The following is a 13125-nucleotide window of genomic DNA, read 5'->3' on the forward strand; positions in this document are numbered from 1 at the left end:
ACGCCGCTTCCCGGCTCAGCCATGAAGGCGATACGCTGGGGCGGCTATGTCTTGCTGGCGGCAGCGCTGGTCTATTGCGGGCTCGCCTTGCGCGAGCTTGGAACCGACGCGGTGGTCGACCGGCTTTCGCAAACGGCGTGGATGGCGACGCTTGCGATTGGCCTGGCCTATGGAGCGGCTCTGGCGCTTTTGGCTGTCGGCTGGATCGCGATGGCTGCGCGGCAGGGTTCGCTCAACCTCACGGCGGTGATCGCGATTTACGGCCCTGCGGTCGTCGCGAAGTACATTCCGGGTTCAATCTTTCAATATGGATCGCGTCAGCTAAACGGCGCAGAGTTCGGCCTTGAGCAAAAGCCGATGGCAAAAGCGAGCCTTGCCGAGGCGGCGCTGCATAATCCGGCTGCTCTGATCTGCGGCATGATGTTGCTTGTCGGCGGCGGCATGATTGGCCTTGGAGCACTGGCGGTCGCTGGTTTTGGCGTCGCTATCATCGCTGGATCGCCGATTATTCGTGCGGGCGGGTTCCAGATCGCATTCTTCGCGTTGTTTGCTGTGTTGATCACATTGCTCGCCGCGCTGGCATTGCCTGCCGCCGATCCCGAGCGCTTGACCGCCATGTTTATGTTCGCATGGGTTGCGGGCTTCCTTGTGCCGGTTGCGCCCGGAGGCATCGGCGTGCGCGAATCTGCCCTGCTGGCCCTTGCTGTACCAGCCGAGAGCGCGGCAGTTGTCGCCGCCTTCGCCCTGCTGACGCGGCTGGCGACTACGGTTGGCGACGGAGCGATTGGCCTCGCGGGTTACTGGCTGCTGCTTTCGCGCCGCTGGAACAAACAGGCGTCGGCGTAGCAAGACGCCATCTTCCATTCCGGCGCGCCTACCAGCCGCATTTTGGTGACCTCATACCCGTCTGGCGCAAGAATTCGCGACAGGTATATCCATTCAACCTGCTCGGGGATCGGCACGTCCTCACCTTCAAAGAAGCGCTTCGACTGGTCGATGAACTTTGCCGCAATGGTGAAATCGGTCGCCCGCTCACTATTCGGCACCGCGCGCCCAGCAATCGTCGCGCTCCAGCTGTCGTGTCCACGTTCGCGCGCCAGGATGGGTGGTTCGGGGAACTGCCAGACCTGGTCTTGGGGATCGGAAAGCCGCCTGAGATCAGCCAATGCACCGCGATCATTGGCTGGAATTCTCGTAGTCCAGTCGTCGGTTAAATCGGTCATCCACGCCATGCGGACATAGATGCCCGGCGCGGCGATGATTGTCATCGCTGCAATGGCGGCCATCGCGCCATAGTGATATTTTGCTTCAGACCTCATGGCAGCTGCGAAAGCCCATGCACCGATCACCGACGTTCCTATGGCCGCGGGAATGACTGCGCGGATCAGGGTTTCTGCCGCAAGGCGCTCCGGCGCGAGTGCTTGTGTGCCGACCACGGCCACGAACGACGCAAGGATCAGGCAGAATGCCACCGCCCTCGCATAAATTCCGGTGGGTTCAGTGGGCTTCCAGCGGACAAGTGCGACCACCGCAGCAAACAGAGGAACGCCGCAATATCCGAACAGTAGCATCCCGCCGTTCGAGGCCCGCTCGAACCAAGGGCGGATATCTTCGGGGTTGTTGAGCAGCGGGCTTTCCAGTGCGGAGTCCGGATTACCGAGCTGCACCACATTGAGCAGCGCCGCCAGCACGCCAACCGCGACAACCATGATCGCCAGCTCTGGCACTGCTGCGAGACGCCGACGGTAGAGCTCGATAAAGCCATATCCGATCAGCAGCGTCGCACCCAACAGGGTCGAGACCGGCAGAAGCGCGGCCAGGGCAGCGAGAGCAAGGTGATGCGGCGTATTGGAGCCACGCTCCGGCCGGTCGTATGCAAGCACGGCCCATCCAACCAGCACGGTCGCGGCGAGTGAATGCTGCGGGATGAACTGCGCGATTGTCATCAGGGCTGGCCCCTTGGGTGCCTGCGGCACGTCCAGCAGTGCCTGCAACCCATCGCCGAACAGGGCGATAAAGAATCCCAGCGGTGCGATGATAAACAGTCCGAGCGATGCGATCAGCAAAGCTGATCGGCGCGGCGCGACGAAGCGCAGCAAACCGTAAAAGACAAAGCAAAACAGAGCGGTGATGATGGCATTTGCTGTAGCCAGCGCCGCCCAAGTGTCACCGCCCAGCGCTGCGCCTGCACCGGGCAACGTGTAGCTTAGCCAGTAGTAATAGAGCGGTTCATTCCCGCCAAAAATGTCGCGCGCTGGCAGGCCCGAATTGGCGATCGCATGGACATGGCCAATATGTTTGAACCAGTCGGCATTGTACCAGCTGTGGATGAGCAGATCGCCGTCCGGCGTAGTGGCAATTGCGAGAGCCATTGAAAGAAATCCGAACGCGACGAAGCCTGCTGCCAGCGCGAAGGCTTCCCACTCGATCACCAATGGAGGGGAGGGGGACTGGTACGCCGCGCCCCTACGGATGAACGCACCGACGATGACTATTCCAAGCACCGAAACGCCAGCCATGCTGGCTGCCGGTATCTGACCCCCGGTCGCGGCATGCCAGACGGTGCCAATCAGCGCGGTAACCAGCATCACAACCGTCAGCGACGCGGCCATGGCCGCACCGAATTGCCCGGATCGATCCGCTTTGCTGTGCATCAACAGCCAGCCGGGGGCCATCGCCAAAAGCGCCAACAGCACTGTTGCTGCAATCGAAATGATCATTCAGCCCAACCCTTACCAAACAGCATTAACCGTTTCTTTCCATTCGCCCCCTAGGCCCGGAATGCAATTTCCAGGGGGTAGCAATTCACATGTCTTTCGCAGGCAATATCGATCCGGCCCAAACGAACGTCGTCGAATGCAGCTTTATCATTCCGTTTTTCAATGAGTGCGAAAGCCTTGAAATCCTCTACGGCGAAATCGTTGAAGAGTGCGAAACGCTGGGTAAAAGCATCGAGATGATCTTCATCGACGATGGCAGCACCGATGGCGGCGAGAAGATTGTCCGCCAGCTGGCTGCCAACGATCCGCGCATTTCGATGATCCGCTTCCGCCGCAATTTCGGCAAGTCGGCTGCTTTGTCTGCGGGTTTCCGCGAAGCGTCAGGCGATGTCGTGTTCACCATGGACGCCGACCTTCAGGACAACCCAAGCGAGATCGGCAATTTCCTGAAAGCAATCGACGAAGGCCATGACTGCGTCACCGGCTGGAAGCAGATTCGCAACGATCCGCTCGACAAGACACTGCCGTCGAAACTGTTCAATGGCGCGGTGAACAAGGCGTTTGGCCTTGAGATCAACGACCACAATTGCGGCTTCAAAGCCTATCGCCGCGAAATTCTCGCCGAGCTTGAGATGTATGGCGAGCTGCACCGCTTCGTGCCTGCTTTGCTCCACGCACGCGGCTACAGCGTTGGCCAGATCCCGGTTCAGCACCGCGCGCGCCGTTTTGGCGTGTCGAAATTCGGGGCCAAGCGCCTGATCAAGGGCGCATTGGATCTGCTGACTGTGTGGCTGACCACGCGCTATGCCGCGCGTCCGCTCCATCTGTTTGGCGGCGGCGGATTGGCGCTCTCCGCACTCGGTGTTGCGATCCTCGGCTATCTCAGCGTGCTGTGGGTCATGGGGCTCGGCCCGATCGGCAATCGTCCGCTGCTGATGCTCGGCATGTTGCTGGTGCTGTTTGGCGGTCAGATGATCTCTGTCGGTCTGGTTGCCGAAATCGTGCTCAAGCGCTCAATTACCGAAGGCGACAAATACTCGATTTCCGAGCGCTCTGGCGCGATTGTGGAACGCGAACTCAACGAACGCGTGACGCGGGAAATCGCAGCGCAGTTGTAAGCTCAGGCGGATAAGGTTCCGCTGGGGGGTTCCCTAAACTATAAGCGGGCCATACGGGCCGTTCATGACTCGTGACGAGCGATCTGGACTGGCAATTGCGGTGCTTGGCTTTGCCATGCTGTCGGTTGGCGATGCCGTCATCAAATCAATGGCTGGCCAATGGCCCGCACACGCAGTCGCGGCGCTGCGGTTCTGCATGGGCGCGCTAAGTCTGTCGCTTCTTCTATTGTGGAGCGAGGGTCCACGAGCATTTGTTCCGACCAAACCGTGGCTGCAAGTCGCGCGTGGAACGTGCCTGGCTTTGGCATCCGTCTGTTTTTTCTCGGCAATTTATATCATGCCCCTCGCCGAAGCGATGGCGATAGCGTTCCTCTCACCTGTGCTAACACAATTGTTCGCTGGCCTGTTACTCGGCGAAAAAGTGCGCCCGGCAGTCTGGTTGGTTTCAGTGGTCGCGTTGGCTGGGGTTGCAATCATACTGCGCCCAAATCTAGCTTTGCTGGGTTGGGCAGCCCTCTTGCCGCTCATTTCGGCGGTCTTCTTCGCTTTGCTGATGGTCACGAACCGCGCGAGTGCAGGGATGGGCAGCGCTCTTTCGATGCAGGTCTTCGTCGCCGGGGTCGCGGCACCGATCCTGGTCGTCGTGGCGAGCATAGCGAATTTCTCGAACGTCCCGGCGCTTGAGTTCGGCTGGCCGGCCTGGGACGTGGTTGCGCGCTGCGCTGTGGTTGCTGTTACAGCCAGCACAGCGCATTGGCTGGCCTATCTCGGCACCTCGAAAGCGGGCGCGGCGCAGGTTGCTCCGGCGATCTATGTGCAGATGATTGTCGCGATCGCACTGGGGTGGTGGTTTTTTGAAGATCGACCTGATCTGTACACTCTGGCGGGTGCGGCCATGATCATCGCTGCCGGACTTTACCTATGGCGCGACGGGTTGCAGCACACATCATAACGGTTAGAGCCGCAATTCAATATTCACCTCCAATGCTCTAAGCGCCTCGCGAACGGGCAAAACAGGGACATTCCAGAGATATGTGCGGCATTATCGGGATCGTGGGTAAGGAAGAGGTTGCCGACCGGTTGGTCGATGGCCTCAAGCGCATGGAATATCGCGGCTATGACAGTGCAGGGATCTGCACGCTGCATGATGGCGCGATGGTGCGTCGCCGGGCAGAAGGAAAACTCGGCAATCTCGTGAGTGTGCTCGCCGACGAACCCGCCCCCGGTATGGTCGGCATCGCTCACACCCGCTGGGCAACGCACGGCGCACCGACGACAACCAACGCGCATCCGCACGCCACCGGCGAAGTCGCGATTGTGCACAACGGCATTATCGAAAATTTCAAGGAACTGCGCGCCGAACTCGCCGCTGAAAACCGCACTTTTGAAAGTGAGACAGACAGCGAAGTCGTCGCGCATCTCATCTCAAGCCGCATCGAAAGCGGCATGGGCCCAGAAGAAGCCGTGCGTGAAGTTCTGCCGCGATTGCGCGGAGCTTTCGGCCTCGCGATTGCCTTTCGTGCATATCCAGATCTGTTGATCGGCGCGCGGCTTGGGTCGCCGCTGGTCGTAGGGCACGGCGATGGCGAGATGTATCTTGGGTCCGACGCGCTTGCACTGGCGCCGCTGACCCAGCGTATTACCTATCTTGAAGAGGGTGATTGGGCAGTCATCCGTCACGACCGCGCTCAGATATTCGATTCCGAAGGGCGCGAGACTTTTCGCCCGGTACAGCCATCTGGTGCATCGGCGGCGGCTGTCGAGAAAGGCAATTATCGCCACTTCATGCAGAAAGAGATCTGGGACCAGCCGACTGTGGTGGCGCAGACTCTTGCATCCTATCTGCGCCGCGATGACAACTCGGTTGCGCTTCCGCAGTTCGATTTCGACTTGTCCGCGATCCGCCGCCTGACCATCGTCGCATGCGGCACGTCCTATTACGCTGGAATGGTTGCCAAATACTGGTTTGAGCAATTTGCCCGCGTGCCGGTCGATATCGATGTGGCAAGCGAGTTCCGTTACCGCGAGCCAGTGCTCGAAGAAGGCGGATTGGCGCTGTTCATTTCGCAGAGCGGCGAGACCGCCGATACGCTCGCGGCTCTGCGCCATTGCAAGGCCGAAGGGCAGACCATCGGCGTTGTCGTAAACGTGCCGACCAGCACGATGGCGCGCGAAGCCGACTTGTTGCTGCCGACCCATGCCGGGCCTGAAATTGGTGTTGCCTCAACCAAAGCCTTCACGTGCCAGCTGGCGGTCCTTGCAGCGCTCGCGGCCCATATGGCGGTGAAGAAAGGTCTGATGACCCGCGAGGAAGAGATGGAGGTGGTCAAACACCTGCTCGAAGCCCCTGCCGCGCTGAACGCTGCGCTGGATCACGATGACGATATTGCCGCCATGGCGCCGCTGATCGCACCAGCGCGCGACGTGCTCTATCTCGGGCGTGGACAGGATTATCCGCTCGCCCTCGAAGGGGCGCTTAAGCTCAAGGAAATCAGCTATATCCACGCCGAAGGCTACGCCTCTGGCGAGATGAAGCACGGACCGATCGCACTGATCGATGACGATGTTCCGGTTGTGGTGATCGCACCCTCTGGCACGCTGTTTGAAAAGACCGTGTCCAACATGGAAGAGGTCCGTGCACGCGGCGGGAAAGTGGTGCTGATCTCCGATGCGAAAGGTCTGGAGGAAGCTGGCGAGGGCTGCCTCGCGACAATCGAAATGCCGGTGGTGCACCCGCTCATCGCTCCGCTGGTTTACGCAATCCCGGTACAGTTGCTCGCCTATCACGTGGCGGTCGTGAAAGGGACCGACGTCGATCAACCCCGCAATCTGGCGAAATCGGTGACGGTGGAGTGAGCGCACGCGTACCCGTCGAGGGCGGCTGCCATTGCGGTGCGGTGCGGTTTCGCGCCGAGGCGGATGCCGCGCCGAAGATGCTGCATTGCAATTGTTCGATCTGCTCGGCGTCGGGCTATTTGCACCTCTTCATCCCGCACGAACGCTTTGAGTTGTTGAGCGGCGACGAGGCGCTGACGTCGTACCGGTTCGGTAGTGGCCAGGCGGTGCACCTTTTCTGCAGAATTTGCGGTGTCAAAAGCTTCTACCAACCAAAGTCGCATCCCGATTGCTGGAGCGTGCACCTCGCCTGCCTCGACGATGCGTCAAATCTGACGCCAGAAATCACTGAATTTGATGGCAAAAACTGGGAGCAGGCTGCGGACGACGTTCTTCGCTAGGCCAATGAAATTATACCGAAATTTACCATCGGAATGAGCGCGTTTTACCCCCCCATTAACCTTTGAAGGGTAGCGCGGGTGGGTGAGCGAAGCGGCAACTCCAAAGCAGGTATCGACATCCGGCCTGCCCATTTCTGGCATCCTCGGTCTGACGGACCGGGGTGATGCCGATTGGACGCGTCTGCGCGGTCTGCAATATTCCGCTCTCGCCAAAGTTTCCCACTACCGCGCGATGGCCAACATGGCTTTCGCCCTGTTCGTGGTTCGTGTGTTACAGGACAGTGTCGCATTTCAATGGCTGGCGCTTTGGCTTCTTGCCCAATTGGCGCTGCATGTCCGCGGTGTCATGATTGATCGATCATTGTTTGACGTCGATCACCGCAGAATTACCCGTAAAGAGGTTTTGAAGCAGGCTACGACGCCTCTGCTCAGCGGCTTGCTATGGTCGTCGGCGGTGTTTCTGTTTGCTCCTTACGCAGGCCCCGGAGAATTGATCGCGCTGCTCTTGGTCATCGTGATTACAATTGCGGGATCGATTTTCTTCAACACCGCGCCACCGCTCGGGGTTGTGGTGTATGCAGTCGCGCTCGGAATCCCGATCACCGCGTATCTTTCGCTTAATGGGCTTTCGGTTGCCGCGATCGCCTGGGCCATGGCGGCGCTTCTGGGAGTGTTCGGGGCGATTCAGGTCGCCCGTGCGCATCTCTCTGCACGCATCGCCGAATCCGGGGTCGCTGAGAAAGACGAGGTAGTCTCGCTGCTGCTTCGCGAGTTTGAAGAGAACGAAGCCGACTGGCTCTGGGAAATCGACACTCTCCGGCGCGCTCGCAATGTCAGCCCGCGCTTCGCCTTTGCGCTCGCGACGAGTCAGGCGGAGGCCGAAGGTACCCCGATCATCGAACTGGTCGCGGGCAAGAACTGGGAAGACGGAACATTCCCGCCCAGCCTGCACGATCTGGCCGAGCGGCTGAAAAACCGTGAAAACTTCTCCAACCTCTTGGTGCAGGTCACCATCCGGGGTGAAGAGCGCTGGTGGGAGCTATCGGGCACACCGATCCGAGATGAGAACGGCAAGTTCACCGGCTTCCGCGGCGTTGGATCGGACGTCACTGAACAACGCGAATCGTCGGAGAAGATCGCCTACCTCGCCCGCTACGACACGCTCACGTCGCTGCCAAACCGCTTGCAGCTGACTGAAACGCTCGGCGAGGCACTGCGATTTGCTCAGCAATGGAGGACCCGCTGCGCTTTGCTGATGGTCGATCTGGACCGTTTCAAAGCGGTAAACGATTCGCTTGGACACATGACGGGTGACAAGCTGCTGGCGCAGGTCTCTGCACGTTTGCAAAGCCTGATGGATGACAATCTGCTGTGCGGCAGGCTGGGCGGCGACGAGTTCGCGATTGTGATCCGCGATGCCAGCACTGCCGGGCTGGTGAAACGCGTGGCTCATGACGTGATCGAGGCGTTGAGTGAGCCTTATCAGGTTGACCAGCATACGCTCTATGTCGGAGCCAGCGTGGGTTCGGCAATCGGCCCGCGCGATGGCAATTCCGTTGAGGAACTGATGCGGAATGCCGACCTTGCACTCTACCAGTCAAAGGATCTCGGCGGCGGAGAGCATTGCCGCTTCGAGCAGGCATTGCACGCGTCTGCCGAAGAACGGCGCCAGCTTGAGGTGTCTCTACGCAAGGCGCTACCGCGCGACGAATTGATCCTCCACTATCAGCCCGTTGTCGATGCGCGCAGCGAGAGCATTGTCAGCTTCGAGGCACTGGTGCGCTGGGACAGCGCCGATCACGGCTTTGTCAGTCCGGGCAAGTTCATCCCGCTGGCCGAAGACACCCGCCTAATCGTTCCAATCGGTAAATGGGTTTTGCGCAAGGCTTGCATGGAAGCGCGCAATTGGCCTGAGCACATCAAGGTCAACGTCAACGTCTCGCCCGAGCAGCTGCTTGAGCCCGATTTCTGCGCCGAAGTTGTTGCCGCCCTGTCCGATAGCGGCTTGCGGCCCGAACGGCTGGAAGTCGAAGTGACGGAAAGCATCTTCGTCCGCGACGCCAATATCGCTCGAAAGGCACTGGAAGATGTGATGGCGCTGGGTTGTTCGGTGGCACTGGACGATTTCGGGACAGGCTATTCCTCGCTCGGCTATCTGCGGACCCTGAGCTTTTCGACCATCAAGGTGGACAGGATGTTCGTTCAGGGCGCGGCGCAGCAATCGCAGGAAAGCCTCGCAATCATCAACGCAGTGGTCGCGATGGCCAAGGCGATGCGGATGTCGACCACGGCCGAAGGCGTCGAAAACAGTGAAGAGGCGGAGCTGATCCGAAGTCTCGGTTGCGACAAGATCCAAGGATACTATTTTGGCCGGCCAATGCCGTGCGAAGAGGCACGGCGATTGTTCAACGAGCCCAGACAGATCAGAGCCTGACGAGGTTTCGCCTTAAGCGTCGATCAGCGCGTTTACTGCGCTTTCGAACAGCACCCGACCATCCGATCCGCCAAGCGAGCTGTGTGCAGCAGGCTCAATCGCGCGCTCCGGATGGGGCATCATGCCGAGCACATTGCCGCGCTCGTTGAGCAATCCGGCAATGTTGCGGCGCGACCCGTTGCAGTCTTCGGCATAGCGAAAGGCCACACGTCCTTCGCCTTCGATCAGGTCAAGCGTTGCCTCGTCGGCGAAATAGTTACCGTCATGATGCGCGACCGGGATGCGGATGTGCTGGCCATCGGTGTAGTCGCGCGTGAAGACCGACGACGTGTTGTTGACCTCCAGTTCCACCGTGCGACAAACAAAGGTCTGTTGGGCATTGCGCATCAGCACACCGGGCAGCAGGCCGCTTTCGGTAAGGACCTGAAAACCGTTGCAAACGCCAAGAACGGGCACGCCGCGCTCAGCCGCTGCGACCACTGCTTTCAGGATCGGGCTCTTGGCCGCCATTGCGCCAGAGCGCAGGTAGTCGCCATAGGAAAAACCGCCGGGCAGGGCGATGAAATCGAGCTTTTCGGGAAGATCGGCATCGCCGTGCCAAATCCGGATTGCTGGCTCACCGGACACAGCCTCCAGCGCGACTGCCATATCCCGGTCGCAGTTCGAACCTGGGAAGGTGATGACGCCAGCGCGAAAATTGTTCGACGGGAAACCCATCAGGCTGGCTCGGATACGTTGTCGAGTTTCTCGACCGCGAAGTCTTCGATCACCATGTTCGCAAGCAATTGTTCGCACATATTGCGAAGCGTTTCGTCGCTCGTGCCGTCGGCAACATCCATCTCGATCATCCGGCCGATGCGGACATCTTCGACCCCCTCAAACCCAAGTCCCTCCAGCGCGTGATGCACGGCGCGGCCCTGCGGATCGAGCACACCGGGTTTGAGGCGAACGAGAATACGGACTTTCATGGGCGAGTTTCCTGCTCGGGAGTGATCTGTGGCCGCGGCTATAGCGAGGGATTTTGGACAGCGCACCCCACCCGGCATGCGATATCCTCGAACAGATTTGCTGAAATCTTCGCCGATGTCGGTCGTGTCACGGTCATATTGTGTAACCCGCCTGCAACAACCCGCAGCGGAGTGGCTGCAATTTGACACCTTGTCGCTGCACTTCGCAGATGTGAACTCGCCAGAATCGGCCAATTCTGTCAGCAGAGCAGGGCACCTTTACCCCCAAAGATCTCACTAAAGGGCCATCTATGTCACACCCCAACCTCTCCACTCGCGCTTTCTGGGCGAGTTCGACCATCTTCACCGCCGCTGCGCTTGGCGTTGCGGCCCCCGCCGCCGCACAAGACGCAGAGACCGAAGGCGAAGCGCAAGCAGGTGAGTTGCCGACGATCATCGTCACTGCGAACCGCCGCGAGGAGAACCTTCAGGACGTGCCGGTCTCCGCAGCGATACTGAATGAAGCGCGCGTCGATGCGCTTTTCAGCGCTGCCGGTGACACCACGGCTCTTGCAGGCACCGCACCGGGTTTGAACGTCGAAAGTTCGAATGGCCGCGTGGCACCGCGTTTCTACATTCGCGGGCTCGGCAACACCGATTTCGACCTCGCCGCGTCGCAGCCCGTCTCCCTGATCATGGACGAAATCGTCCTTGAGAACGTGACGCTCAAGAGCTTCCCGATCTTCGACGTCGAGCGCGTTGAAGTGCTGCGCGGACCGCAAGGCACGCTGTTCGGTCGCAACACGCCCGCTGGCATCGTCAAGGTCGACACCAAGAAGCCAACCCAGGAAACGGATATTCAGGCGTCGCTCTCGTACGGCTCGCTCGACACTGTGTCGTTCAATGGCGCCGTAGGCGGAGCAATCGTCGATGATGTTCTCGCCTTCCGCGTCGCGACCCAATTCCAGCGACGCAGCGACTGGATCAGCAATGGCTTTACCGGGGAAGAAGACGTGCTGGGCGGCTTCAGCGATTTCGCAGTTCGGGGGCAGCTCTTGCTTACGCCTGACGACCGCACCGACATTCTGGCCTCGGTACAGTTCCGCGATCTGAAGGGCAGTTCGACCTTCTTCCGCGCGAACGTGCTGACTGCGGGGAGCAACCAGCTCAACGAAAACTATGACCGCGATGTGGTTTTCTATGACGCTGGCGGGGGCAATCCGGCGGAATACAACCAGTTCAGCGCGACGCTTAATTTCAGCCACGAATTCGACGCGCTAACGCTGACCTCGATCACCAACTACAGCGCCAGCGAAGGCTTCAGTCGCGGCGATATCGATGGCGGTTTCGGCGCAGCGTTCCTGCCCGAATCCGGTCCTGGCTTCATCCCGTTCCCTTCGGATACGCAGGATTCGATCGATCTCGAGCAGTTCACACAGGAAACGCGGCTGGCGTCGAACACCGAAGGTCCGTTCAGCTGGCAGGTTGGCGGATACATCTTCGTCAGCAATTTCAATGTCACCACCGAAGGCTTCACCTTCCCGCCGCCAACAACGGTGAATCACAAGAACGTGGCCTGGGCGGTGTTCGGGCAGGGCACGTACGAGTTGACCGACAGCGTGCGCGTGACAGCCGGTCTCCGCTATACCGATGACGAGAAAGACTTCGTCCGCCTCGGCGGTCCGCCGCAACCTGTGAGTGTGCAGGACGATCAACTGAGCTGGGATGTCAGTATATTCGCCGATCTGTCCGACGACACCAGTGTTTACGCGAAGGTCGCCAATGCATTCCGCGGTCCAACCATTCAGGGCCGCGACGTGGCGTTTTTCGGAGCGCCGTCTGTCGCTCAGTCGGAAACGATCAATTCCTATGAGGTCGGCTTCAAGAGCGAGTTTGCCGATCGCCGCGTGCGCGTGAACGGGGCGGTGTTCTACTACACGGTCGACGATCCGCAGTTCACCGCAGTTGGCGGCGGAGGCAACCTTGTGCAGCTGATCAATGCCAATCAAGGCGAGGCCTACGGCTTCGAACTCGACACGGCGTTTCAGATCACCCCGGAGTTCCTTGTCACGCTCGGTGTCGCCTACAACGACACACAGATCAACGACAACACGCTTGCAGTTGGAACCTGCGCGCAGTGCACCGTTACCGATCCGTTCAACGCGAACGGCTTTGCACTGGTCGACGGCAATCCATTCCCCAATGCGCCGGAATGGAGCGGCGATTTCACCGCGCGTTATGGTCTGCCGGTCGGCGACAGCGGCGAATTCTTCGTCTTCACCGATTGGGTGTTCCTCGGTGAGACCAATTTCTTCCTCTACGAAAGCCTAGAGTACAATGCGGGCAGCCGTTTTGAAGGCGGATTGAGGGTCGGCTATGCGGGCAATGACGGGCAGTGGGAAATCGCAGCCTTCGCCCGGAACATCACCGATGAAGACAACATCCTTGGCGGGATCGACTTCAACAACAACACAGCATTTGTGAACGAGCCGCGCGTGATCGGCGTCTCGTTCGCGGTCGATTACTGAGCAAGCCGGCAGGGAGGGGGCGCCGGAAACGGCGCTTCGGCTGATCGGCACGCATCAGGGAGGGGCTGACAGGAGGCGACCTGTCGGCCCCTTTTTTGTGGAGGCCTTTTGTTCCGCACGCCATCCGGCGCGCGAGTTGTCC

The 13125-nt window shown here is 59.8% G+C and carries 10 protein-coding genes; 7 read left to right on the plus strand and 3 right to left on the minus strand.

All coding sequences use genetic code 11. The features are described from left to right. The first annotated feature begins 21 nt into the window (after positions 1-21). Positions 22-846, plus strand: coding sequence for a hypothetical protein (locus tag Q0837_RS02840; protein ID WP_298465012.1), 825 nt, complete (start codon positions 22-24; stop codon positions 844-846). On the opposite strand, the gene Q0837_RS02845 is transcribed toward Q0837_RS02840, so the two are convergent. After that, positions 798-2720, minus strand: a complete 1923-nt coding sequence (locus Q0837_RS02845; RefSeq protein ID WP_298465014.1) for a hypothetical protein — start codon at positions 2718-2720, stop codon at positions 798-800. The genes Q0837_RS02840 and Q0837_RS02845 overlap by 49 nt on opposite strands. 89 nt (positions 2721-2809) lie before the next feature. Here Q0837_RS02845 and Q0837_RS02850 point away from each other — a divergent pair, with 89 nt between their 5' ends. From Q0837_RS02850 to Q0837_RS02870, 5 genes are all read left to right on the plus strand, one after another. After that, complete coding sequence (locus Q0837_RS02850; protein ID WP_298465017.1) at positions 2810-3838, plus strand: glycosyltransferase family 2 protein; 1029 nt, start codon at positions 2810-2812, stop codon at positions 3836-3838. Between the two features lie 64 nt (positions 3839-3902). Continuing rightward, complete coding sequence (locus Q0837_RS02855) at positions 3903-4790, plus strand: DMT family transporter (protein WP_298465021.1); 888 nt, start codon at positions 3903-3905, stop codon at positions 4788-4790. 80 nt (positions 4791-4870) lie between these two features. Next, positions 4871-6694, plus strand: coding sequence for a glutamine--fructose-6-phosphate transaminase (isomerizing) (gene glmS, locus Q0837_RS02860; protein ID WP_298465024.1), 1824 nt, complete (start codon positions 4871-4873; stop codon positions 6692-6694). Beyond that, positions 6691-7074: a GFA family protein gene (locus Q0837_RS02865; RefSeq protein ID WP_298465026.1), complete on the plus strand. Its 384-nt coding sequence runs from the start codon at positions 6691-6693 to the stop codon at positions 7072-7074. Before glmS ends, Q0837_RS02865 begins: the two co-directional genes overlap by 4 nt. 82 nt (positions 7075-7156) lie before the next feature. Beyond that, positions 7157-9508, plus strand: coding sequence for an EAL domain-containing protein (locus tag Q0837_RS02870; RefSeq protein ID WP_298465029.1), 2352 nt, complete (start codon positions 7157-7159; stop codon positions 9506-9508). Between the two features lie 12 nt (positions 9509-9520). Here Q0837_RS02870 and purQ read toward each other — a convergent pair whose 3' ends face one another. Further along, a complete protein-coding gene (purQ, locus tag Q0837_RS02875) occupies positions 9521-10225 on the minus strand; it encodes a phosphoribosylformylglycinamidine synthase subunit PurQ (protein WP_298465031.1) in 705 nt (234 codons plus the stop codon). Continuing rightward, positions 10225-10476 (minus strand): phosphoribosylformylglycinamidine synthase subunit PurS, encoded by a 252-nt coding sequence (gene purS / locus Q0837_RS02880; protein WP_298465034.1) that lies wholly within the window; start codon positions 10474-10476, stop codon positions 10225-10227. Before purS ends, purQ begins: the two co-directional genes overlap by 1 nt. 290 nt (positions 10477-10766) lie before the next feature. On the opposite strand from purS, the gene Q0837_RS02885 reads away from it, so the two are divergent. Beyond that, positions 10767-12983, plus strand: coding sequence for a TonB-dependent receptor (locus Q0837_RS02885; protein ID WP_298465037.1), 2217 nt, complete (start codon positions 10767-10769; stop codon positions 12981-12983). Positions 12984-13125 lie beyond the last annotated feature (142 nt).

The organism is uncultured Erythrobacter sp. (assembly GCF_947499705.1).
In the GTDB taxonomy this organism is placed as follows: Bacteria; Pseudomonadota; Alphaproteobacteria; order Sphingomonadales; family Sphingomonadaceae; genus Erythrobacter.